The sequence below is a fragment of the Streptomyces caniscabiei genome (genome assembly GCF_014930365.1).
Classification (GTDB): domain Bacteria; phylum Actinomycetota; class Actinomycetes; order Streptomycetales; family Streptomycetaceae; genus Streptomyces; species Streptomyces caniscabiei.
This window is the reverse complement of the sequence record NZ_JABXWI010000004.1, coordinates 127507-150924: the sequence shown is the minus strand read 5'-3', so window position 1 is coordinate 150924 and position 23418 is coordinate 127507. Positions and strand designations below refer to the sequence as shown.

The following is a 23418-nucleotide window of genomic DNA, read 5'->3' as shown; positions in this document are numbered from 1 at the left end:
GTACCGCCGCCCGGCAAGCCAGACAGAGAGCAGATTCCGCCGTGTTCCAGGAGACCCCCATTTTCAGCCGCCTTGTCGACGAGCGCGGTGACATCCCCGCCCAGGTACGGGGCGAGGCCGAACGCATACGCCGTGACCTGGACCAGGTGATGCGCAGGTCGACCGGGTTCTACCCGAGCGCACCGCTGGACCTCCCCGGTCCGAAGGCTCCTTCCTCCGGTCTGTGAGAACCCTCGGTCGAAACCCCCGAGTCAGGGAGGGAGGAGTATCGACGACCCGCGATGTCCGCGCGGACGCGGTGTCAACTGTCCAGTGAGAGCGCGTTCTTGGCGTGTGCGACGGATTCCTCCGAGGCGGGACCGCCGGGATTCTCGGTGGCCAGGTCCTGGTTGAGGGTGACGAAGGGGCGCATGCGCCGCTCGTAGCGGGCATAGGCGATGCGATGGTCGCCGTCGGCCTGGGCAAGGCAGTCGGCCAGCACGTGGGCGCCCACGAGGGCCAGGCTGGTGCCCTGCCCCGAGAGGGGGGAGGGGCAGTAGCCGGCGTCTCCGAGCAGGGTCACCCGGCCCCGCGACCACGCGGTCATGCGGATCTGGGCCATGGCGTCGCAGTAGAAGTCGGGCGCCTTCCGGGCGGCCTCGGCCAGGCGGGCCCCTTCCCACCGTAGCGACGCGAGTTTGTCCACGACGAGCTGCCGAAGGCCGCCGCCGTCGCGGAGGTCGTGTGCGCGGAGGTCGTGTGCGCGGAGGTCGTGTGCGAGGGGGGCGGACTCGAAGCCGAAGGCGATCCTGAGTTCGGTGTTGCGAAGGCCGGCAAGCGGGCGCGTAGACACGGGAGTCAGCCCATCGGGGCCGGATCCACGCGGTCGATCACCCCGGCCGTCGACTGCGGCGATCAGGTCCCGTCGGCCGATTCGCGGTGGCCGAGCCGCCACACCGCTGTCGCTCCGAGGCTGGTGTCGATGTGCTTGCGCATGATCTCCGCCGCCCCGGTGCCGTCTCCCAGCGCGACGCATTCGACGAGTGCCTCATGCTCCTTGGCCTTCTGGTCCCGGGCGTCCTGCCCCGGGTCCGTACGGAGCGCCAGGAGGCGATAGCGGTCGGACTTGTCCCACAGTCCCTCCAGTGCCGCGATCAGCAGGTCGTTGTGGGAGGCCGTGTAGACGGCGGCGTGGAAGCGGCGGTGTGCCACCAGTTGCGCGACGCTCGGCTGCGGATGCAGCGGGGCCAGGCCTTCCGCCGCCGCGCGGATGGCCCGGATGTCGGCGTTGGTGCGCCGTTCGGCGGCCAGCGAGGCGGCCAAGGGGTCGAGGGACCGCCGGAGCTCCAGCAGATCGCGCGCCTCCTCGGCCCGCAACGGTGAGACGCGGGCGTCCCGGTGGGCGTCCAGCTCGACCAGCCCCTCGCTCTTGAGGCGGCGCAGTGCCTCGCGCAGCGGCGTGGTGCTGATGCCGATGAAGCTCGCGAGTTCCCGTTGCTGGATCACCGAGCCGGGCTCCAGCTCCCCGGAGAGGATCCGGTCGCGGACCTGACGGTAGGCGAAGTCGCTCTTCGTCTCGAAAGCCTCAACCGGCTGCGACATACGGTCCCCTCTGGAAGTCGATGGTTATAACCTACAGAGTCGATGCTGGGGATGCCAGTGAGCATTCTACGTCGCGGGGTCTGGTCGAATGCCCTCTCGGGCGCTCCGAAGGCGCCGCTTGCGGGAATCAGTCCCGGTCTGCGGAGTGCGATGCTGCACACCAGGGTTGACGTCATAGGTTATAACCGTCAGTGTTTTCACGGCAGGGGCCGGCGCTCCGCAGGGAGACCCGCGGCCCGGCCGTCCGTGGACCGAACGTGTCGTCGGCGCCGGCCACGCGGCGTTCGTCCCTTTCTTCCTCGGGGACCTCCCCGACTCGTCCGCCGCGCGGAGGCAATCTGATGGGCCGTAACCACCTGGCGGGATCCGGGCTCGACGCGCTGGGCACCCGGGCGCGCCTCGACGTCGCCGGCCAGTCGCTCTCGTACCACCGCATAGCCGGGCTGGCCCCCGCCGACCTTCCCGTCAGTCTGCGGATCCTGCTGGAGAACGTGGCGCGCTTCCACGACGGCACGAGCCGGGGCGACGACCAGGCGCGGGCGATCCTGGCGCGCGGGGCCTCGCGGACACCGGTCGACCTGTACGCCTCGCGTGTCTTCCTGCACGACACCAACGGGGTACCCACGGTCGTCGACCTCGCCGCCATGCGCGACGCCATGACCGCCCTCGGCGGCGATCCCTCCCTGGTCGATCCCGTCATCGCGTCCGAACTCGTCGTCGACCACTCGGTCATCGCCGACGTCTTCGGCCGCTCCGACGCGCTGGCCCGCAACGTGGAGCTGGAGTACGCCCGTAACGGCGAGCGGTACCGCTTCCTCAGATGGGGACAGTCGTCGCTGAAGAAGTTCGCGGTCGTCCCCCCGGGCACGGGGATCATGCACCAGGTGAATGTGGAGCACCTCGCCCGGGTGGTGATGGTCGAGGACGGCCTCGCGTTCCCGGACGTGTGCCTCGGCACGGACTCGCACACCACCATGGTCAACGGACTCGGCGTACTCGGCTGGGGCATCGGCGGTATCGAGGCCGAGGCCGCGATGCTCGGTCAGTCCATGTCCGCTCTCGTCCCGGACGTCGTCGGCGTACGCCTGACCGGGGAACTGCCCGCCGGGACCACGGCCACCGACCTGGTGCTCACCCTCACCGAACTGCTGCGCGCGCACGGAGTCATCGGGAAGTTCGTCGAGTTCCACGGCACAGGCGTCACCACGCTGCCGGTCGCCGACCGCGTCACCGTCGCCAACATGAGCCCCGAGTTCGGCTCGACCTGTGCGCTGTTCCCCGTCGACGACGAGACCCTGCGCTATCTGCGGTTCACCGGGCGATCCGAGGCCCAGGTCGCGCTGGTCGAGGCGTACGCCAAGGAGCAGGGTCTGTGGCACCGACCCGGCAGCCCGCCCCGGTTCACCGACACGGTCGACCTTGATCTGTCCACGATCGTTCCCTCGCTCGCCGGGCCCTCCCGCCCAGAGGACCGCGTCCCGCTGGACCAGGCCAAGTCCCGCTTCCGCAGGGCCGTCGCGTCCCTGCGGAAGCAGAACACCGACGGCGATACGGCCACCACCGCCCCGATCGCCACGACGGCTGCCACCGCCAGGCCCGCCACCACGGCCACCACGGCCACCGTCGTCATCGACGGCACCGCGCACGAGCTGCGCGACGGAGCGGTGGCGATCGCCGCCATCACCTCCTGCACCAACACCTCCAATCCGGCGGTCATGGTGGGCGCCGGGCTGCTGGCCCGCAACGCCGTCCGGGCGGGACTGCGCAGCAGGCCCTGGGTCAAGACCACCCTCAGCCCCGGCTCACGGGTCGTCATGGACTACTACCGGCGGGCCGGTCTCCTCCCCGCCCTGGAGGCCCTCGGCTTCCACCTGGCCGGGTTCGGCTGTATGACCTGCATCGGTGCCTCCGGCCCGCTCATCTCCCCGGTGTCCGAGGCGATAGCCGACACCGGGCTGACGGTGGTGTCCGTGCTCTCCGGCAACCGCAACTTCGAGGGGCGCATCCAGCCGGAGGTGGCCATGAACTACCTGGCGTCCCCGCCCCTGGTCATCGCCTACGCCCTCACCGGCACCATGGACATCGACCTCGCGACCGAACCCCTCGGCCACGACGCGCAGGGCGATCCAGTCTTCCTGCACGACATCCGGCCCGACCCCGCCGAGATCGAGGCCGTGATGGCCGGGAGCATCGACGCGGCGATGTTCACCGACGCCTACGGACACGTCTTCGACGGTGACCGGCGTTGGCAGGACATCAGCGTGCCCGCGACCGACCGCTTCGCCTGGGACGAGGACTCCACGTACATCCGCCGCCCGCCCTACCTCGACGGTATGACCAGAGAGCCGGAGGCCGTCAAGGACATCACCGGGGCGCGGGTGCTGGTCAAACTCGGCGACCAGGTCACCACCGACCACATCTCCCCGGCCGGCGCCATCACCGCTTCCAGCGCGGCGGCCCGCCATCTCGCCGGACTCGGCGTATCCGGAGGGGACTTGAACACCTACGCCTCCAGGCGCGGCAACCACCAGGTGATGATGCGGGGCGCGTTCGCCAACGTCCGGCTCCGCAACCAGGTCGCTCCCGGCACCCGTGGCGGCCGGACCCTCAACTTCCTCCAGGGCGGCCGCGAGAGCACGATCCACGACACGGCGGCCGCCTACCGTGAGGCCGGCGTCCCCATGGTCGTCGTGGCGGGCCGGGACTACGGTGGCGGGTCCTCGCGTGACTGGGCTGCCAAGGGGCCCGCGCTGCTGGGGGTCCGGGCGGTGATCGCGCAGTCCTTCGAACGCATCCACCGGTCGAACCTCATCGCCATGGGCGTCCTGCCGCTCGAACTCCTCGACGGCGGGCCTCAGGACCTGGCTCCCACCGGCGCCGAGACGATCACCGTCCACGGGCTGGAGCCCCTCGACGCCGGCCAGATCCCGTCCACCGTCCACGTCCTCTCCGACGACCGGGCGTTCACCGCCCGGGTCCGCCTCGACACCCCCCGAGAGGCCGACTACTTCCGCCACGGAGGAGTCATGCCCTACGTCCTTCGCGGCCTGCTCGCCGACACAGCCGAAACCGACCAGTGAGGGGTGCCGACGAACCCCCTGCCGCCCGCCCGCAGGACCGTGCTGCGGGCGCTCGCCGCTACCGTACGGACGCTCAGGGGAGGAACGTCACGGCCGGGAAGGCCGGGGACGGTCCGTCGAGCAGGTGTTGCCGGCGGTGGCGCAGGTGTTCGTCGAAGAACGCGAGCGGGTACGCCTGCTGGATCCTCACCGCCTGGTCGGGGTCGAGGGTGCCGATCACGTCCTGGAGCTGCTGGTCGCTCCAGCCGGACAGCTTCGCCACCTGGGGGAACAGTGCCTCGTTGTCGCCGTACGAGATGTGGGCGGCGCCCTGGGCCTGGATGTCCAGCCGCCGGCCCCGCAGATGCGACCAGAACGCGGCGGCCTCGGGATGGGTGGCCCGGGCGAACTCGGCGGACATCATCATGAACGGTCGGTCCAGGTCACCGGCGAGCGGCGGGTTCATCTGCATCGGGGCGTCGAGGCTCAGCCCGGCGCGGATGCGGTCGTCCGCGAGCGTGGCGCAGGCGGTGGCTGTGCCGCCCTTCGACCAGCCGAACGCGCCCATGTGCCGTGGGTCGAGGGAGCCGAGGAGCCCGGCCGGCAGCTCCCGCCTGTCGGCGTCCGGATTGCGCCCGGCGGCGAGCTGCTCGACGCAGTCGAGGACGAAGCGCAGGTCGGCGGCGAAGTCCCCGGGCAGCGTCGGTGCTTTCGGGTCGCGGAGCGGGACGGCGACCCGGCCGTCGGGGGACTCGGTGTAGGTGTCGTACTGGTGAGCCACCGTCACCACCGCGTACCCGTGGCTGGCGAGCTCCTGGACCACGACGGTGTGGTCGCCCTGATGGCTGCGGGCGCCGTGCGAGAACACGACCACAGGCAGCCGCCGGCCCGACCGCCGCACCGGCGCGCCCACGTGGCCGACGGTGAGCGGCGCGACGGGGACCAGGTCGCTGAACCCGGCGTCGGCGAGGAACGGCTGAAGGGCGCCGACCGGCATCCAGGGGGCCACCGGGTAGTGCTCGACGTTGCGGGCGGGGTACCAGACGGTGGCCATCAGCTCGCGGAAGTGCCCCGGGCCCGCGATGTCGTCCGGGCGTGACCGGTCGACGAGGTGCAGGGAGACCCTGCCCACCGGGTACGGCCCGGTCGGCTCGGGCAGCATGAGCCGCGTTGCGGCGGGACCGGCCGCGGCTGGGTGGCCCCACGCCGGGCCGGCGACGGCGGTGAGCGGCACGGCGGCCCCGGCAGCCAGCGCGGTTCTCAGTAAGCGGCGGCGCTCGATGCCGTTCCGGCTGATGAACGGTGTGGTGGTCATGGGCTCTCCCGTGGTGATGGATCGGCGACCGTGCCCCGATGGGGGGTCCGTGGGCACAGCAGAACGCTGTCACGGGCTCCTCCCGCGCAGCATCGGCCCACGGATGTACACATGGGGTCCCCAGGGTTTACACCCGTGGGCCGATGCGGGCCACGGTGTCCTCCGGGTGCCTTCGACCCAAGCCCGAGCCCAAGCAACGACGAGCGTCGTCCCGCCCGCAGAGGCAGCGGATCGTGCAGCCTGGCCACATACCGCCGGTACGCGTCCCGTCCGGCTCAGGGCTCCCGGCGGAGTACTCGGAAGCTCTCCAGGCGCTCCAGCAGGGCGCGGGCCTCTTCGCGTGGAGTGCCGGACGGTACGAGGGACAGGACGTCGGCCACCCGCAGCGGGCCCGGTCCGGTCAGCGCCTGGGTCACCGCCGTCATGGCGCCGGGCCCGAGGGAGGTGCGGATGTGGTGGCCGTTCGCCGCGCAGAGCGTCCCGCCGTCACCGTCCGGTGCCCACAGGACGCGCACGTCGGGCACGGTCCGCACTCGGTCGGCGTCGGCGAGGGCCCGCGACGCGGCGGCCGCCGGAGCCGGCGCGAAGCCCCCGGCCGTCCGGTGGCGCAGGGAGACGGTGGTGACGCGGGGGCCTGTCCGCTCGGGCCGGGCGAAGTCGGCGAGCGCCCGCACCGCACCGCCGAACGCCTCGGGGAGTACGGGGGACAGCAGGCCGTCCGGGCCGGGGCCCGGTGCGCTGACCTCGGCCTCGGGGACGTGGAGCAGGGTGTCCAGGCTGCCGCGGCCGGTGAGCCGGGTCGGGTCGAGGTCGGCGATCAGGGCCTCCACCTCGTAACCGGCGTGGTGCTCGTCCCTGGGCACACCGACGTTGACGCTGGTCGCGGGGGACGGCGTGGCGCTCTCACCGACGTGGTAGTAGTCGGCGGGCCAGTACAGCAGCTCGCCCGGCCCCACGTCGACGGAGAAGGACTCGGGCAGGTGGCCGGTGTAGTCGACCTTGGTGGAGACGGCCTCGTCCCACGGCCTGCGCGGCCAGAACCGCATGCGCTTGCGGCCGCGGAGCCCGAACATGAAGGTGGCGAAGCGGTCCTTGTGGACGCCGACGGGGCTGTGCTCGTAGGTGCCGTGGAACAGGGTCGTGATGGCGCCGGTCAGGGGCAGGCCGACCGCTTCCCACAGGCCGGCGTAGAAGGCGCGCTCACGCGACCACAGGGCGGCGTCGAACGCGTGGAAGTCGTTGACGACAAGGGCATAGCGCAGGCCGCCGAGACGGGTGGCCAGCCGGGTGTCGTATCCGTCGAAGCCGCCGTCCTCGGCGGTCGGCAGCAGGCCGTCGGCGGTGTGGCGCTGGACGCGCTCGACGGTCAACTGCGCGTGCGGCGGCATCCGTTCCTCCGGCCCTGCGCACGGGCTGCCGTGCACAGCCGCCCGAAACACCTCCGACACCTCGAAGGGCGCGGGCGACAGGGCACGGAACAGCACGGGCGACCGGTCCCAGTACCGCTCCGCGAAGGTGGCCCAGTCGAACTCCGTCTCCACCGCCACCGAGGTGCTCACGCGTCGCTCTCCCGTCCGTCCACGTCCACGCCCCGCAGCGTGTACAGCTTCTCCAGCAGGGCCACGACGGCCTCGTCGTGACCGGGGCCCGCCACGGCGCACAGATCGCGGACCGTGGGGGTCTCGCCCTGCCGCAGGCGGCCCAGGACGCGTTCGCCGAGGGTGCCGCGGAGCGAGAAGGCGTGGCCGTCGACCGCCCAGAGCCATGTCTGCCCGTCGCCGAGGGGCATCCGGACGACAGCCGACGCCGGCCGCAGGCGGTCGTCGGGGGAGAGGCGTACGGGTGGCCGCGCGTCCGGGGCGGGTTCGAGACCGGCGGCGCTGACCCTGCGCGCCCACAGGGCACTCAGCAGCCGGCCGAGCCGTGGCGCCGCCGTCACCTCGCGCACCAGCTCCGCCGTACTCGCCAGTTCGGGCACGTCGGGCACGTCGGGCATGTAGGGCTCGTCGGGCGCGTGCGGGCCGACGGGCGGGTACGGCAGGTAGGGGACACGGTCCTGGTCGCGCCGCGCGTGCACCAGGCCGGCCACGACAGCCGTGACCGCCGCGGTCGCCAGTCGGGGGTCGCGGGGCACCAGGAGCCGCAGGGCCATGGTGCGGGGACCGAAGGCCAGGGTGTGCGGCCGGTCGGCCGGCCAGTGGAGCAGGTCCCCCGCTCCGGCGTCGAGGGCGGGCCCGGAGCCCCGGGGCGTGGCTGTCAGGCTGCCGCGCAGCACCCAGATCAGGGGGGAGTGCGGGGAGCCGTCGCGCTCCGCGATGCCCTCGCCGAGGACGAGTTCGGCGACGACGGGCAGGACGGGACAGCCGACCCGCTCCCACAAGGGCGTGACCAGGGAGCGCACCCGCGCCCACAGCGGCGGGTCGAGCATGAGTCCCTGCTCCACCACGAACAGCCGGCCTCGTCCCGCCAGGCGTTGGTCGAGGCGCTCGGCGTACCGCTCGGCGGTCGTGTCCCGCGGCCCGGGCAGCAGGTCACCCGGTGCCCGGATCCGGCCGTCCGCGACGTGGAAGCGGACATCGGGCAGGGCCTGGAAACGGGTGCCGGCGCGGAACGGTCGCGCGGCCTCGACCATCGTCGTGTAGGCGCGGTCGGCGTCGACGGTGCGCGGGCCGCCCGGCGCGGGCACCACGACGGGTGTCCGCTGCCAGTGGCGGGCGGCGAAGAGGTCCCACGCGGTCCCGCTCACCCCGTCTGCGGCTGGTACCGGCGGTGCAGCCGGCCGGCGTACCGGGCGAGCGGCTCCATCCTCAGACGGCGCCGACGTTCGTCCACCTGCTCGGGCTGTTCGATGGGGCACGGCTCCAGCTTCCCTTCCCGCATGCGGAACTTGGTCCCGTACAGCTGCGGCCGGCCTTCCCGGACACGCAGCGCGTCGGTCACGTAGGCCACCTGACGCCAGGGCAGATCCCCGTCGCGGGCGGCCCGCTCGATGAGTCGGAGGCACTCGTGCTGAAAGTCCGCCGGCCCCTCCGCGTGCTGGAGGAGCCGGCAGGCCGCGGCCGCCGCGGCCGGGCCGACCAGGGCTCGGCCCGGCCAGCCGTGCCGGCGCACGACGTCCTCCAGCCAGCGGACGGCCGCGTCGGTCAGGGCGCGCAGTCTCTCCTCGGTCTCCTGGTCGCCGAAGCGGGACTCGCTCCAGCGGGCACGCAGAGCCGCGTCCACCCGGTCGATCGCCAGCAGGCGCCGCCGCACATCGCGTGCGAGGGCGGGCCGCGCCGGCGTTTCCGTGCGGATCCTCGACGTGTCGCGATCCCAGGTGTGGACGATCCGGCGACCCGCCGTCGGCCAGTCGAAGGCGACCTCCCCGGTGTTCCGGTCGGTGAGCCGGACGTGGACGCCGTCCCCGTGGAGATCACCGGGCCCGACGGTGTCGTACACGTACTCCACCGCGTCCCGCAGGGCCACGCCGAGACCGGCCAGGTCGCGGCCGCGTTCGTCGCGGACGGTGGCCGACGGCGGCCAGTCCGGGTGCGGGGGCCCCGGCAGGGGAGTGGGGGGCGGTCCGGCGCGCAGCAGCGGCCCGCCCTCCGCGGAGCGGAAGAAGTAGGGGGCGTCCAGCACGTCGAGCTGAGCCGCCTCCTCCGGGCCGAAGCCCGCGTCGGTGGTTCCCGGTGCCGTCGAGGTGAGGCGGTCGGCGAGCACCTCGGTGTAGGCGGCCGTCGGCTTGAGCAGGACACGGACGTGCCGCTCCCGTCCGGCGCGGATCAGGAAGGACCGGATGACGTCGTGGTGACGGCACATCAGGGTCCAGGCGTCGAACATCCCGCGCAGGAAGGCCGGAAGGTAGGGGCCGTATCCGGTACGCCCCAGGGTGTCCGCGACGACGGTGCGGGTCCGGCTGCGCGCGCAGGGCCGGCTTCTGCGCGTCAACCGCAGGCCGCCGTCCGGGTGTTCGGTGAAGTGGGCGACCGGTCCGTCCAGGGTGCACCACCGCGGCCGGCCCTCCAGCCCCGGGTGATGGTGGTCCCCGGCTTCGGTGTCGGCGACGAGTCCGGTGTCGTACAGGCGTGGCAGCGGCGCGAGGAAGATCTCCATGTCGACCGGGTAGAGGAGGGGTTCAGGCTGGTCGGCACGCGTTCCGCAGAGGATGTTGCCCTCGCCCAGGTCGGCGATGCCGAAGCGGAACGCCGCGGCGGCGAGGGATCCCGCCCGGTGCCACAGGTGTTCCGCCCGGCGTCGGCCGAGTCGGGTGCCGTCGAGCCGTCTTCCGGGTGCCGAGCGGATCGGGCCCCACTGCGAGGGCGGCTCGATCCACTCCTGCCAGGTGTAGTCCCGTCGGTCGGGGCCGGTGCCCGCCGTACAGCGCAGGACGGGCAGAACGACCGGTCCCGTCACGGGAGGCAGGGAGTTGAGGAGGGCGAACACGGAGTCCTCGGGGGCGAGGAAGAGCAGTTCGCCGTCGGCCGGGCGGGGCTTGTAGGCGACGACGCCACCGCCGCTCAGGCTCACGCGCAGGATCCTGCCGCGGCCGTTGTGCGTCTCTCCGCCCTGGGCCTCGATGCCCGTCAGGGGCGGACGCAGCGCGGGCCGGTCGAACCAGGGCCCGGCGACGTCGCGGCTCACCCGCTCCAGGAACCGGTCCAGGAACGTCGTCCACAGGCTGTGCTGCTCGTCGGCCGCGTAGGGGACGCCGGCGGCACAGGCGGTGAACGCCTCGGCCACGAGCGGTCCGAAGAGGGCGCCGTCGGTCACGTCGAGCAGACCGGGGGCGAGCAGGGTGCCGTACCGGGAAGCGGCGTGCCGGCACCAGGTGTCCAGGGCGTCCAACACTGCGACGACGGGGGCGAATCGGGGGGAGTCGAGGGCCGCAGCCAGGACGTCCGCGTCGCTGTCGCCGGCCAGGAAGCGGTCGTGTACGAGCAGACCGTCGTCGGCGACCCGCAGCACCGGCGGGAACAGCCGGCCCGCCGTGCCCACCCGTACCGCCTTCACCACCTTCCGGGCGGCGGCCGAGCCGTGCGGACCCGCGGGCCGCGAACCGGCGGCCGGTACCGCGTCCCACAGCACGTCGATCACGGTGTTGTGCCTCCCCCTGAACGGTGCCGCCCCGCTCGTCGCCGAGCGGCACCTGCGCGATGTCCGGTGATGCGGTCGGACCGAGGCTTCCCTCAGATGCAGTACCAGCGGACACAGGTGCTGGCGGCCGCGTTCGTGCGCTGGGGGATGTCCTGCTCCAGTTCGCCGATCACGAGGTCGAGCTCCTCCTCGGCGGACGCCCCGGCCTTGATGCCGGTCTGGGTGTCGGCGGTCGAGATGTGGGTCATGGTGATCCTCCTGGGTCGACAGGTGGTGATCGGAAGAGGGTGGAGCGCCACGGCCGGGCTCGGGCCGGCAGGGCCGACGCCGGCGTCGCCAGGCCATGGCGCCCTTCACACAAAGTGAGGGAGAAGCCCCGTCGCGACGGCGATGATCGCCCCGTATCGTCCGGTTGCCCGGCCATGACAGCCGGTTCCCCCTCCGAACGCCGCAGCGGCCGGTCGAGCCGCTGCTTCAGCACATCGTGCGGGGGGAGCCATCTTCACCGCCATGTTTTCGATGCTCGTCGAAAACATGGGTTTCCTTCCGGCCAAGTGGCCGGGTAGCCGCGGGGACGGGCCCCAGGTCGGATTTAGGCGGGGTGCGCCTGTCCAAGGATGTGGTGGGCCGCCTCGCGCAGGGCGGTCACGGTCGGTCCGTCGCGATGGTCGGGGAGCCAGGCGAGTTCGGCCGTCGACACGCCCAGCTCGGGGCAGTGGACGTAGGTGACTCCGGTTCGCGGGTAGAGGTGGCGGGCCGCGGAGGGCAGGAAGGCGATCGCCTGTTTCTGGGTGACGGCGAAGACCATGGCCTCGGTGTCCCTGATGACGGGGCCGTAGCGCACTGGCGTGCCGTCGGGGCGCGGGTTGACGGTGAGGTGGTCCCACCACGCGCGAGGCACTTCCGGGGGCATGTCGACCACCGCGCGGTCGGCGAGGTCGGCCAGGGTGACGGTCTCCCGGCCTGCGAGAGGGTCGTCGGCGGGCAGGCAGACCACCCGGGTCTCGCTGGCCAGACGCAGGGACTGGATCCCGCCGGGCAGCGGGCCGCGCAGGAACGCGGCGTCGACCTCCCCGGCGAGCAGGGCGCCGAACATGTCGACGAAGGTCAGGTTGCGGACCTCGATCTCCAGGTCGGGGTGGAGCTCGCGGAGGTGGGCGAGGACGGCATGGGCGTGGGGCATGGCCGCTTCGGCGCCGAGGCTGCCGATCAGCAGCCGCCCCCGCGCGGTTCCGGCGTGGCGGTCGGCGGTCTGCCGTAATCGGGACATGGCGTCGACCACCGCTCTCGCCTCCTCGGCGAGGGCTTGGCCGGCCGGGGTGAGCCGCGTTCCACGCCCGCCGCGCGAGACGAGCGTGACCCCGAGCCGCTGTTCCAGCGACCTGATCTGCTGGCTGAACGAGGGCTGGGTGACGTAGACGCGTGCTGCGGCCCGTCCGAAGTGGAGTTCCTCGGCGAGAACGAGGAAGAGCCGGAGCTGGTGCAGGCTCGGCTCACGCACTCCACCAGTGCCGCGACCAGGGCTCATGGAGAAAAGGCTATCGACACGAATCCGATCCTCTTCTCGATCTCGACTTCTCCGTACCGATCATCTGCGTCACGATCAAAGGAGTTGTAACCGGGACATGAGCGGCGAGGAGTTACGTGCTTCGCATCCACTTCGGCTGGCGCGACCTGGAGAACGTACGCCTGGCTCAACAGCCTGACCCCCTCTGGGAGTTGATGTGTGCCGTCTGTCGGTTACAGACGGATCAGGGGCCGTTGGAGTTCGGTCACTGGCGCCGGCGGTCCACCCACCTCCTGTCACGGGACAGCCGCGCCGACGCCGCCCTGCGCACACTGCGCACCTTCATCCCGGCCACCGGGTACATCCCCGACTTCCTGACGCCTCCGGTCACGGGTGACCACCTGGACGCGGCGCTCGAAAGGGTCCGCACCACACCCCGGGAACGGCTGGTGGCGGAACTCACCCTGCTCGCCACGTCGCGGCCGCTGCCGGGATGGGTTCGGGGCCCGCACGAACGGCCCACCGCCACACTGCTGCTGATCGCGGACGCCCTGCGGGACTCCTTCCGGGTGCTGCTGGAACCGTACTGGCGGCAGATGCGCTCGGCGGTGGGCGACGACGTCGCCGTCCGCGCACGGGCCGCGCTCGGTGGAGGCACGGGGGCTCTCCTCGCGGGGCTGCACCCGTTCGCCCGTTGGAACCCGCCGTATCTGGACGTCGACTATCCCGTCGAGCGGGAACTGCGCCTGGAAGGACGCGGACTGACGCTCGTGCCGTCGTACTTCTGCTGGCGCAGACCCACGGCGCTCGCCGACCCCGGCCTCGATCCGGTCCTCGTCTACCCGGTCGCGAAGCAGCCGTTCGACAACGCGCTCACCGGCGAGGACGGGCTGGAACGGCTGCTGGGCCGGACGAGAAGCGCGGTCCTCGTCGAGGTGGCCGGTCACCGCACGCGCACGACGACCGAGGTGGCCCAGGCCCTGCGCCTGGCACCGGCCAGTGCGAGCTATCAGATCGGGGTCCTGCGCGGGGCGGGACTGATCGTCAGCCGCCGTGCCGGCAAACGGGTCGAGCACTCGGCGACACCGCTGGCCCATGGACTGCTGTCCGGCAGCGGGGCGCCCCTGCCGAGGGAACCGATCTTCCGCTCCGGGTAGGCGTCCGTCTCGGCGAACGCCATGAGAGCCGGCCGACGTCACCGGCCGGTGTGCGCCGGACCGAGGTCGATCTCCTTCGCCATGACGACCCGGGCGCCCATGTTGCGCTCCATCATTTCCAGTGCGCCGACGCCCAGCCGTGACAGGAGATAGGCGAGCGGCGTCTCGCAGAAGACGGAGTGGCGGGCCTTCACCACGAACAACGACTCCTCGTCCGGCCTGATCGGTTCGATCAGGCCGGGGGCGTACGGGCGGGCCAGCGCGATGTCCGGCAGTTCCCCGTGGTGGGAGCGCCAGGATCCGAAGTTGTCGTTCGCGTAGATCACCGGCACCTCCGCCGCGCGGGCCCGGCCGAGCAGTTCAGCGACGACGGGCACCATGGGCCGCACCGAGGACATGAGCGGATGATCGGAGTCGAGTGGAACGCGTCGGCGAGTACCCGGCGGGTCCGGGGGTGTAACAGCGGGAGGCGGGTGTTCCGCGTGTGGATCGGGCACTCGCGAGATCGGTCTTGAAGGTCCGGTCGAAGTCGTCGGAGGTCAGCTGCTCCGGCTCCAGCTTGCTGTTGGAGGTACACGGCATTGCTCACCAGGACGTTCAGCCCGCCCAGTTCGGCCACGGTCCGCTCGACGGCCTCGCGGCAGAACGCCCCGGATCCTCGAGGTTTTGTCGGAGTCGTACGGCGGCGCGGGCTCGGGGACGACGTGTGCTGCGGTCTCTCGGTTCTCGGCCTGCAAGACATTCCCCTTTCACTGGTGCCGTCAGGGCGGCACGTGTGCGGGTGTCCCGCGTCGGCCGGCGCACTCGGAGTGGGTCAGCGCAGGGCGGTGATCGCGTAGAGGGCACCGAGGGCGGCAGCGAGGGAGCCGAGGAGGAGGCGAAGAAGCGTCTCGGGCAGGCGGGGCTGGAGGCGCGCGCCGAGGTAGCCGCCGATGAGACCGCCCGCACCGCAGCTGAGCCCGAGAAACCAGTCGGGGGCGATGTCGCCGCTGTGCGCCAGCGCGAGCAGGGCATACGTGGCAGCTCCGACGACGGATGTGGCGAAGGTGGAGGCCAGGGCGGCCGGAGCGACCTCGGTCACCGGCATGCCGCGACCGACGAGGACGGGGCCGAGGATCGAGCCGCCGCCGATGCCGTAGATGCCGCCCACGATCCCGACGGTGAACGCGAGGCCGGTCACCGCTCGGGGCGACGGCTCGGGGCGTGGGTTTTCCGAGCGGCCGGGTCGAAGGGTCCGGACGATCAGCCAGGTGCCGAGCGGCAGCAGCAGCGCCGCTACCAGGAGGCGGAAGACGGCCGGGCCGGGGAGCAGGAAGACGCGGATGACGGCACCCACGACGACGCCGGGCAGCGTACCGAGCACGAGTCCGCGTACGAGCGGGCCCCTCAAGGCACCGTCACGTCGGTAACGCAGCAGGGCGCCGGGGCCGGCCACGACGTTGTAGAGCAGGTTCGTCGGGGTGACCGCCGGACTCGGTACGGCGAAGACGCTCAGCTGCACCGGCAGCAGGAACACGGCACCGGACACACCCACCGGCGCGGTGACCAGGGCGATCAGCAGCCCCGTCGCCAGACCGGCCGCCCCCTGCTCCCACACCACAACGCCCCCCGCGTCACCCCAGGTCCGCCTCGACCCCACGTCGCCGCAGCGTAGACCGACGCTGTGTGTACCTCCTACCTGAGGGCCGTTCGATCGCTGCCCTCGCGCGCGATCACGGCGTCAGCCGCTGCGCCACCAGATCACCGTCGCTGACCTCCTGCCCGGGCACACCGCCGTCGGCGGCGCGCTCGCGTGGCGGGTTCGGTGGTGTAGACGGTGAGGGTCTGTTCGGGGTCGTCTTCGACGGCCGGGACCAGGTAGTCGAGCGTCAGGTCGCCCACGATCGGGTGGTGGAGGTGTTGACACCACCGCCACGCACCGGGCAGGTCACCAGCCTGCCCGGTGCGTCGTCGTGGACGGCGAAGCGTGGCACCGTGCGTACCCGCGCCCTGCTCCGCCGGCAGGCCCCCGCCCGCTCGTCCGCTGCGTGGCGGGCCGCTGTGGCGGCAGGGTCAGGCCGCTGTGACGCGTGCGTTGACCCGGCGCATCCAGTCGCGGTCGGTGTGCCACATGGGGTGGTGCGGGGCCGCGTTCGACGTCAGGACGACGCCCCGGAAGCCCGCGGCGAGGCAGCGGTCGACGACGAACTCCGCGATGTCCTTGCCGACGGCGTCCTCCTCGAAGCGGGTGAGGAGAGGTGTGTAGCCCACGACACCTTCGCCCAGCACGGCGGGGATGCCGCGCAGGCGGGCGAACTCGGCGACGGAGTCGACCCACCCGGCCAGCGTGTCCCGCATGGCCTGCCGGTGCGCCGGATAGTTCTCGTACAGCCACAGGTCCCAGCGGTCGGGGTCGACCCAGTCGTGCGCGTAGAACAGTTCGCGCGGGATGCCGGTGGCGGCCAGTCGCCAGGGCTCGTCCGGCTGGTAGTCGGCGAAGGCGGGCGCGTCCGGGCGCAGCATGGCGGCCAGTTCGGGGGTGGGCCAGGCCGCCGTCTCGGGTGCCGCCTCGGTGCCGTGCCCGAGTCCGACCGCCTCGTACAGCGCGCCGAGCACGCCGTAGACGTAGAAGTGGAAGTGAGCGATCTGCGCCCCTTCCGGCAGGTCGTCGATCTCGCTCGGCCAGGGCTCGCCCAGTGAGTAGGTGACGGGGATGGCGGGGTGCCGGGCCCGCAGCAGCTTCACGGCACGGTCGAGCGGGTCGCGCAGGTAGGCGTAGTGGGTGACGCCGTCGCGCGGTACGAGGGAGCAGTTGTCGACCTCGTTGTGCACCTCGACGTAGGCGACCTGGCCGGCCAGTCCGCGCTCGGTGAGGAAGTCGAGGAGTCCGGCGAGCGCTTCGGCCACGGCCTCGGCGCGGTCCGGGCCGGGGACCTCGGCCAGGGCGCGGTGCCAGGCGTCGGTGTCGGCGAAGCTGGGGGACTGCTGGTACTCCCAGGAGGACACGATCACCTGGCAGTCGTGGCGGGCGGCCGCCTCGAACAGCTCGACGAGCCGGCGGCGGCCGTCCAGCGGATAGCCGCCGCGCACGTCGTACCAGCGGGTGCGCTGTCCGAACTCCTCGCCGAGGCCGCGGACCTCGATCGAGTCCGGATCGGGGACGCGTCCGGAGAACAGCAGGAAGGGCATCGCGCAGACGCGCACGGTGTTGAAGCCCCGGTCCACCGCCTCGGCGAAGGCGCGGTCGAGGTCGGCGAACGGCTCGCCGGGGCCTGCCTGTGTGTACCAGCTGAAGTCCCACAGGGTGATGGCCATTGCTCGCTGTGTCGTCATGAGGGCACGGTAGCTCAATTCATTAATTATGAATAATGCTTGACAGGGGTGCGGGGACTGCCCAGGCTCATGTGCCATGACCGAACCCATCCACCCGTCCCGGCGCACCGTCGTCACGGCACTCGGCGCGGCCGCCGTCGTCGCCCTGCCGGCCTGGCCGGAGACGGCACGAGCGGCAGACGGCACGGCCGCGGAAGCCGCCGGCGGCCCCGTCCTCGACACCCACCCGGCCACCGAGCCCTCCGGCACCCATGTGCGCGAGGTCGGCGGCACCGGCGTCGTCTTCCAGTACGGCACGGTGCTCCCGGCCTTCGACGGCTGGCGCACCCACGAACCCACGCGCGACTACCTGTCCCTGGACCGGCGCTGGCGTTTCCGGTTCGACCCCACCGGCCAGGGACTCGACGAAGGCTGGCACTCCCCACGTCACGACGACCGGGCCTGGGGCCGCATCGGCGTCCCCGCGGCCTGGGATCTGCTGGACACCCCCGGATTCGGCTCGCAGACCGCTCCCTTCGGCAAGGGCACGGCGTTCGCCGACGGCTACGCCTGGTACCGCACCACCATCGACGTGCCCGCGTCCTGGCGTGCCCGGCACGTACGTATCGCCTTCCTGGCCGCCGGATACAGCGCCGAGGTCTGGCTCGACGGCAAGCACCTGGGCAAGCACGAAGGCGCCAACTCGCCCTTCGCGCTTCCGGTCGCCGGGGCGCTTCGGCCGGGCACCCGGCAGACGATCGCCGTGCGGGTCTTCCGCCGCGCCAGCTACACCGACTACACGGCCACGCCGCCCCAGCCGGTCACCGACGACCACGAGCTGCCGTACAAGCCCGTCGACTACTGGCCCTACGCGGGACTGACCCGGTCCGTCTGGATCGAGGCGGTCCCGAAGGTCACCATCGCCAAACTGCTCGTGTCCACCGCGCGCGGGCGCCTGGAGGCACACGCGGTCGTCGAGAACCACGGCACCACCGGTTTCGTCGGCCGGCTCACCCTGGACCCCGGCCGGGGGAGCGGTGGCCGCCCCGTCGTGGTCGCGGCCCGGATCGCGGCCCGGTCGGCCGGCGTCGTGCGCGTGTCGGTCCCGATACCCCACGCACCGCGCTGGAGCCCGGCCGCGCCGCACACGCTCACCGCCCGCGCCACCCTGCACACCGGCAGGGCCTCGGGGCCACGCGTGGACACCCTCTCCACCGTGTACGGCGTACGCGAACTGGGCACCGCGGACGCCCAGTTGCGCCTGAACGGTGAGCCGCTGTTCCTCAAGGGCCTCAACTGGCACGAGGAGACGGCCGCCCACGGCAGGGCGATGACGCCCGCCGAGTACGACCGGGAACTGGGCCACATCACGGCGGTGGGCGCCAACTTCATCCGCAACTGCGTCTACAACCGCCACCCCTACGTCTACGACTGGGCTGACGAGCACGGCGTCCTGGTGATGGACGACATCGACACCATGTGGCTCAACACCCCCCAGGAGAAGCTCCAGACCGAGCGCTACGGCCTCGCCCGCGCCCTGGCCCTGACCATGGCCTGGAACCAGCACAACCACCCTTCGGTGATCCTCTGGTGCCTGCAGAACGAGTCGGAGATCGACGGAGGCGGCGCTCCCGTCTACCGGGCCTGGCTCGCCGACCTGAAGGCGGCCGTGAAGTCGGTCGACCTCACCGCCCGCCCGGTGACCTGGGCCTCCAACACCAGCAACGACCCCGCGTTCGACCTCGCCGACGTGATCGGTTTCAACGAGTACTTCGGCTACTTCTACGGCAAGGACGCCGACCTCGGGCCCACGCTGGACGCGGTGCACGCGAAGTATCCCGGCAAGCCCATCCTGATCACCGAGAACGGCACCTGGTCCGTGGCCGGCACCCACGGCCCCGCGACCACGCAGGGCACGGAGGAGTGGCAGGCGGCGAGCTTCACCGCGCACTGGGAGCAGGTGACGGCGCGCAGCGACTTCGTCGCCGGCTTCACCTACTGGGTGCTCAAGGACTACAAGCAGCGGGCCGGATACAACCAGGACTACAACGGCATCTCCGTGATGGGTCTGGTCACCTTCGACGAGGAACGGCCCAAGCTCGTCTACGACGTGTTCCGCGAGGCGGTGAATCCGCGAGGCAGGTGAAGAACCATCGGTGCCCCGGCCGGAAGGTGGGAGTAACCCTTCCGGCCGGGGCCTTTCGGTGTCCTGACGGCCGGTCAGGCCTTGACGCTGCCCTCGGTCAGACCGCTGCGCCAGAAGCGCTGGAGGGCGACCATGGCGATCATCAGCGGTACGACGGAGACGAAGGCGCCTCCCACGGTCAACTGGTAGAGCTGCGGCTGGCGGTCGGCGAAGGACTGCCATGACGTCAGACCGAGGGTGATGGGGTAGAGCTTGGAGTCGGACAGCATGACCAGCGGCAGGAAGTAGTTGTTCCAGATGCCCACGAACTGGAAGAGGAAGATCGTCACCAGGGCGGGGGTCATGATGCGCAGGGCGACGACCGTGAAGATGCGGAACTCTCCCGCGCCGTCGATGCGGGCCGCCTCCAACAGCTCGTCCGGTATGGATGCCGCCGCGTAGATCCGGCACAGGTACACGCCGAAGGGACTGACGAAGCTCGGCAGCAGGACGGCCCAGTAGGTGTTGGCGAGGCCGGCCTCGCTGAACAGCAGGTACATGGGCAGCGCCAGCGCCGTGGCGGGGATCAGGACGCCGCCCAGCACGATGTTGAAGAGCGTGTCGCGGCCGGCGAAGGAGAACTTCGCCAGCGCGTAGCCGGACATCGCGGCCAGCAGCGTCGCCACACCCGCGCCGATCCCCGCGTACAGCAGGCTGTTGGCGGCCCAGCGCAGGTAGATCGCGTCGTCGTAGGTGAGCACCTGATGCAGGTTGCTCAGGAACTGCGGTTGGGAGAACCACAGCCCGAAGGTGCCGAACAGATCGCCGGTGGACTTGGTGGACGCCACGACCAGCCAGTACACCGGGAGCAGGAAGTACCCGGCGGCTGCCACGAGCAGACCGGTGACGAGGATACGACTGCGCGTGGTGACCCCGGTGATGTCGCCGCGCGGTGTCGTGCCGTCGTCGGAGGCCGGCTTCTCACCGCTCGGCGGGACGGTGCGGGCCGCTGTCTGGAGACTCACGCGTCCCCACCCTTCTTGTTGACCAGCCGCAGGAACCCGAAGGAGAGCAAGAACGCTGCGAGGGCGAGCAGGACCGCCTCGGCGGCGGCGAGGTGGTAGTTGTCGTTGGTGAACGCCTCGTTGTAGGCGCTGAGGTTCGGGGTGTAGGCGCTGTCGATGCTCGACGAGACGGGCTTGAGCACCAGTGGCTCCGCGAACAGTTGCAGCGTGCCGATGATGGTGAAGACCGTGGTGAGAATCAGCGCCGGGCGCAGCAGCGGCAGCTTGACGTGCCGGACCGTCATCCACGCACTGGCGCCGTCGATGCGGGCGGCCTCGTACAACTCCGTGGGAATGGTGCGCAACTGGGCGACGAGAACCAGGACGTTGTAGCCGGCGAACTCCCAGGTGACGATGTTCGCGATGGACCACAGGACCGTGTCTCCGCCCAGCAGGTCCACCGATATTCCCAGGTGGCGCATGCCGTCCACGAGAGGGCTGACTCCCGGGACGTACAGGAAGCCCCACAGGATGGACGCGATGACCCCCGGAACGCCGTAGGGCAGGAAGTAGGCGGCGCGGAAGAACCGCACGCCTCTGGCCGAGGCGGTGTCCAGCAACAGCGCGAGTCCGGCGGCCAGTACGACCATCACCGGCACCTGGACGACGGCGAACAGCAGGACGCGACCGATGCTGCGCACGAAGGCGTCGTCGGACAACGCGTCGGAGTAGTTGCTCAGCCCGACGAAGACGGTACGGCTGACGCCGAGCCCCAGCGGCCCGGTGCGTTCGACATCCATGACGCTCTGGAAGACGGCGTAGCCGATGGGGGCGGCGAAGGTCAGCAGGAACAGCAGGAGGAAGGGCGCGACGAAGGCGACGGGCGCCAGATTTCTGCGGCGGCGGGGTGCTCGGGTGCGCGTGGGCATCAGGGTGCTTTCTGGAGTCCGGAGGGGAGATCGGCGGCGGCCGTGTCGCACCCTCCGGAGACGGTCACTGGCCGGTGGAAACCTTCAGACCCTTCCTCTTCAGGTCCTCGACGGTCTGCTTCTGGGCCTGCCGGACCGCGGAGACGAACGAGCCCTTGCCCGCCACGGCGGCCTGGAAGCCGTCGTTGAGGTGCTGGTAGGTGGCGTCGATCGTCGGTATCCACTTCCACGAGGTGTCGATGTTCTTGTCCGCCTCAGCGAAGACCTCGTTGTACTTCTGGCCTCCGAAAAACTCCGACGGCTTGTCCAGCGAGGAGCCCTTGTACGCGTCGGCCCCCGCGGGCCAGCCGTATCCGCCCTGCAGCAGCAGGTCGACGCTCTCGGGGTCGGTGTTGAGCCATTCGGCGAACTTCAGGGCCTCGGGGATGTGCTTGGCGCCCTTGAGGACAGCCGTGGAGGAACCGCCCCAGTTCGCGGACACGTTCGCGCCCTCGGTCCACTGAGGCATGGGCGCCACGGCCCATTTGCCGCTGGTCTTGGGGGCGTTTCCGCTGATGATGGCGTCGCCCCACTGGGCGCTGACCCATGAGGTGATGGCGCCGGACTGGAGGTCCTTGTACCAGCCGTTGGCGAAGTCGGGCTCGGTCTTGATCAGTTTCTTGGTGCGCAGTTCGTCCCAGTAGGCGGCGACCTTGAGGGTCTCCGGGGAGGCGATGTTCACCGACCAGGTGTCGCCGTCGACGCCGAACCACTGGGCGCCGGCCTGCCAGGCGAGTGCGGTGAACCAGGCCGAGTTGCCGGGCGGGAAGGTGCCGATGTAGGCCTTCGGGTCGGACTTGCGGATCTTCTCCGCGGCCTGGGCGTACTCGTCCCACGTCTTGGGTGGAGCGATGCCCCACTTCTTGAACAGGTCGGAGCGGTAGAACAGGCCCATCGGACCGGACGCCTGGGGGATCGCGTAGACGGCCGAGCCGAAGACCCCCTGCTGCCACTGCCAGTCCACGAACTTCGACTTGTCCTTGTCCGCGCCGTACTCGGACAGGTTCACCAGGCCGTTCTCCAGCAGGAACGAGGGGATCTCCTGGTACTCCACCTGGGCCAGGTCGGGCGCGTTGCCGCTCTTGAGGGCGGCGCGCATCTTCGCGTAGCCGCCGCTGCTGCCCGACGGGATCTTCTCCAGTTTGACGTGGATGTCCGGATGGGTGGCGTTCCACTTGTCGACGGCCTTGTCGACGCCGGGTACCCACGACCAGAAGCGCAGGTCGACCTTCTCGCCGGGCTTGGCGGGGGCCTGCGCCTTGTCCTGCGTGTCACTCGAACCACTGCAGGCGGAGATGAGCAGGGAGAGGGCCACAAGGGTCGTGGCGAGAGCGCCCCGGCTTCTGCGGCGGGGTGTGGTGCGGCTCATGGGAGGAGGTCCTTCCTGGCTTCGTCCCGAAGGTGCCTGTTGCGTGCCGGTCAGTCTCGGAGTGGCATCGCCACGCCGTCAAGATATATTCATAATTAATTGAAACAGCTATGGTGGGCGCACAGGCAGGAGCGAGGGGAGACGCACGTGATGACGGAATGCCGCAGGATGACGGGGCGCGTGGCGGTGATCACCGGGGCGGCGCACGGCATCGGCGCGGCCACGGCCCGCCGGCTCGCGGCCGAAGGAGCGGTGGTCGTGGTCACTGACGTGGACGACGCGGCCGGCAAGGCCGTCGCCGCGGACATCGCGGACAGCGGCGGACGCGCGGAGTTCGTGCGCTGCGACGTGACCTCGGCCGCCGACTGGGAGCACCTGGCCCGCCACGTCGACGAGCACCACGGCCGGCTGGACGTGCTGCACAGCAACGCCTTCGCCCAGCTCAACAAGCCCGCCCACGAACTGACCGAGGCCGAGTGGGACGGTCAGATGGCGGTGCTGCTCAAACCCGCCTGGCGCGCGATGAAGACGTTCGCGGCCATGCTGCGCGAGGCGAAGGGCTCCGTCGTCCTGACCTCCTCGGTGCACGCGGTCATCGGCCTGCCGAACCATGCCGCCTACGCCGCCGCGAAGGGCGCGCTGTGCTCGCTGGGGCGGCAGTTGGCCGTCGAGTACGGACCCGCCATCCGGGTCAACACCGTGCTGCCCGGTCCCATCCTGACCGCCGCCTGGGACGGGATCCCGGAGCCCGACCGGGCGCGCAGCGTCGCGGCCACGGCGGCCGGGCGGTTCGGGCAGCCGGAGGAGGTGGCAGCGGCCGTCGCCTTCCTGGCATCGTCGGACGCCTCCTATGTGACCGGCGCGAGCCTGCTGGTCGATGGAGGATGGAGCGTCATGAAGGAGTCCTCGTGAGCGTCGCGCACCGTGCGGTGGGCCGGGCGCAAGGACCGATACGGAAACGGAGAA

20 protein-coding genes are annotated in these 23418 nt (G+C 71.3%); 5 read left to right on the top strand and 15 right to left on the bottom strand.

The window, feature by feature from the left end; genetic code table 11:
- Positions 1-41: 41 nt before the first annotated feature.
- Positions 42-227 (top strand): hypothetical protein, encoded by a 186-nt coding sequence (locus tag HW837_RS12395; protein ID WP_045561927.1) that lies wholly within the window; start codon positions 42-44, stop codon positions 225-227.
- 74 nt (positions 228-301) lie between these two features.
- Here HW837_RS12395 and HW837_RS12390 read toward each other — a convergent pair whose 3' ends face one another.
- Together HW837_RS12390 and HW837_RS12385 are read right to left on the bottom strand one after the other, a co-directional pair.
- Positions 302-832 carry an FAD-dependent monooxygenase gene (locus HW837_RS12390; protein WP_313895481.1) on the bottom strand — a complete coding sequence of 177 codons (531 nt, stop codon included), beginning with the start codon at positions 830-832 and terminating at the stop codon, positions 302-304.
- A 62-nt stretch (positions 833-894) separates the two neighbouring features.
- A complete protein-coding gene (locus tag HW837_RS12385; protein ID WP_193379755.1) occupies positions 895-1581 on the bottom strand; it encodes a GntR family transcriptional regulator in 687 nt (228 codons plus the stop codon).
- 356 nt (positions 1582-1937) lie between these two features.
- Here HW837_RS12385 and acnA point away from each other — a divergent pair, with 356 nt between their 5' ends.
- Positions 1938-4661 (top strand): aconitate hydratase AcnA, encoded by a 2724-nt coding sequence (gene acnA / locus HW837_RS12380; protein WP_390623514.1) that lies wholly within the window; start codon positions 1938-1940, stop codon positions 4659-4661.
- Between the two features lie 73 nt (positions 4662-4734).
- Here the strand turns inward: acnA and HW837_RS12375 are convergent, their stop codons facing one another.
- The 6 genes from HW837_RS12375 to HW837_RS12350 all read right to left on the bottom strand — a co-directional run bounded on the left by HW837_RS12375 (position 4735) and on the right by HW837_RS12350 (position 12559).
- Positions 4735-5955 (bottom strand): alpha/beta hydrolase family protein, encoded by a 1221-nt coding sequence (locus HW837_RS12375; protein WP_193379757.1) that lies wholly within the window; start codon positions 5953-5955, stop codon positions 4735-4737.
- A 275-nt stretch (positions 5956-6230) separates the two neighbouring features.
- Positions 6231-7514 carry a JmjC domain-containing protein gene (locus HW837_RS12370; RefSeq protein ID WP_193382299.1) on the bottom strand — a complete coding sequence of 428 codons (1284 nt, stop codon included), beginning with the start codon at positions 7512-7514 and terminating at the stop codon, positions 6231-6233.
- Positions 7511-8701, bottom strand: a complete 1191-nt coding sequence (locus HW837_RS12365) for a hypothetical protein (protein WP_313895480.1) — start codon at positions 8699-8701, stop codon at positions 7511-7513. The genes HW837_RS12370 and HW837_RS12365 overlap by 4 nt, the downstream gene beginning before the upstream one ends.
- Positions 8698-11031: a DUF6624 domain-containing protein gene (locus HW837_RS12360; protein ID WP_193379759.1), complete on the bottom strand. Its 2334-nt coding sequence runs from the start codon at positions 11029-11031 to the stop codon at positions 8698-8700. The genes HW837_RS12365 and HW837_RS12360 overlap by 4 nt, the downstream gene beginning before the upstream one ends.
- A gap of 92 nt (positions 11032-11123) precedes the next feature.
- The gene (locus HW837_RS12355) at positions 11124-11279 is read right to left on the bottom strand and encodes a hypothetical protein (protein WP_179201587.1); all 156 of its coding nucleotides are present in this window, start codon (positions 11277-11279) and stop codon (positions 11124-11126) included.
- 344 nt (positions 11280-11623) lie between these two features.
- Positions 11624-12559: a LysR family transcriptional regulator gene (locus HW837_RS12350; RefSeq protein WP_193379760.1), complete on the bottom strand. Its 936-nt coding sequence runs from the start codon at positions 12557-12559 to the stop codon at positions 11624-11626.
- Positions 12560-12675: 116 nt separating this feature from the next.
- On the opposite strand from HW837_RS12350, the gene HW837_RS12345 reads away from it, so the two are divergent.
- Positions 12676-13695 carry a winged helix-turn-helix domain-containing protein gene (locus HW837_RS12345; protein ID WP_313895479.1) on the top strand — a complete coding sequence of 340 codons (1020 nt, stop codon included), beginning with the start codon at positions 12676-12678 and terminating at the stop codon, positions 13693-13695.
- 38 nt (positions 13696-13733) lie between these two features.
- Here HW837_RS12345 and HW837_RS12340 read toward each other — a convergent pair whose 3' ends face one another.
- The 4 genes from HW837_RS12340 to HW837_RS12325 all read right to left on the bottom strand — a co-directional run bounded on the left by HW837_RS12340 (position 13734) and on the right by HW837_RS12325 (position 17007).
- On the bottom strand, positions 13734-14093 hold the full coding sequence (locus HW837_RS12340) for a cysteine hydrolase family protein (protein ID WP_045561933.1): 360 nt from the start codon (positions 14091-14093) through the stop codon (positions 13734-13736).
- A gap of 416 nt (positions 14094-14509) precedes the next feature.
- The gene (locus HW837_RS12335) at positions 14510-15295 is read right to left on the bottom strand and encodes a sulfite exporter TauE/SafE family protein (protein ID WP_045561934.1); all 786 of its coding nucleotides are present in this window, start codon (positions 15293-15295) and stop codon (positions 14510-14512) included.
- Between the two features lie 140 nt (positions 15296-15435).
- A complete protein-coding gene (locus HW837_RS12330) occupies positions 15436-15621 on the bottom strand; it encodes an MmyB family transcriptional regulator (protein WP_267887704.1) in 186 nt (61 codons plus the stop codon).
- A 126-nt stretch (positions 15622-15747) separates the two neighbouring features.
- A complete protein-coding gene (locus HW837_RS12325) occupies positions 15748-17007 on the bottom strand; it encodes a cellulase-like family protein (protein WP_086802079.1) in 1260 nt (419 codons plus the stop codon).
- A gap of 76 nt (positions 17008-17083) precedes the next feature.
- Between HW837_RS12325 and HW837_RS12320 the strand changes: the two genes are divergently transcribed.
- Complete coding sequence (locus HW837_RS12320) at positions 17084-19132, top strand: glycoside hydrolase family 2 protein (RefSeq protein ID WP_193379761.1); 2049 nt, start codon at positions 17084-17086, stop codon at positions 19130-19132.
- A 74-nt stretch (positions 19133-19206) separates the two neighbouring features.
- On the opposite strand, the gene HW837_RS12315 is transcribed toward HW837_RS12320, so the two are convergent.
- The 3 genes from HW837_RS12315 to HW837_RS12305 form a co-directional block, all read right to left on the bottom strand.
- Entirely contained in the window at positions 19207-20136 is a 930-nt protein-coding gene (locus tag HW837_RS12315) for a carbohydrate ABC transporter permease (protein WP_045561937.1), read from the bottom strand.
- Positions 20133-21044 (bottom strand): carbohydrate ABC transporter permease, encoded by a 912-nt coding sequence (locus tag HW837_RS12310; protein ID WP_045561938.1) that lies wholly within the window; start codon positions 21042-21044, stop codon positions 20133-20135. Before HW837_RS12310 ends, HW837_RS12315 begins: the two co-directional genes overlap by 4 nt.
- 64 nt (positions 21045-21108) lie before the next feature.
- Positions 21109-22452 (bottom strand): ABC transporter substrate-binding protein, encoded by a 1344-nt coding sequence (locus HW837_RS12305; protein ID WP_045561939.1) that lies wholly within the window; start codon positions 22450-22452, stop codon positions 21109-21111.
- Between the two features lie 168 nt (positions 22453-22620).
- On the opposite strand from HW837_RS12305, the gene HW837_RS12300 reads away from it, so the two are divergent.
- Complete coding sequence (locus HW837_RS12300; RefSeq protein ID WP_237270151.1) at positions 22621-23364, top strand: SDR family NAD(P)-dependent oxidoreductase; 744 nt, start codon at positions 22621-22623, stop codon at positions 23362-23364.
- Positions 23365-23418: the final 54 nt, after the last annotated feature.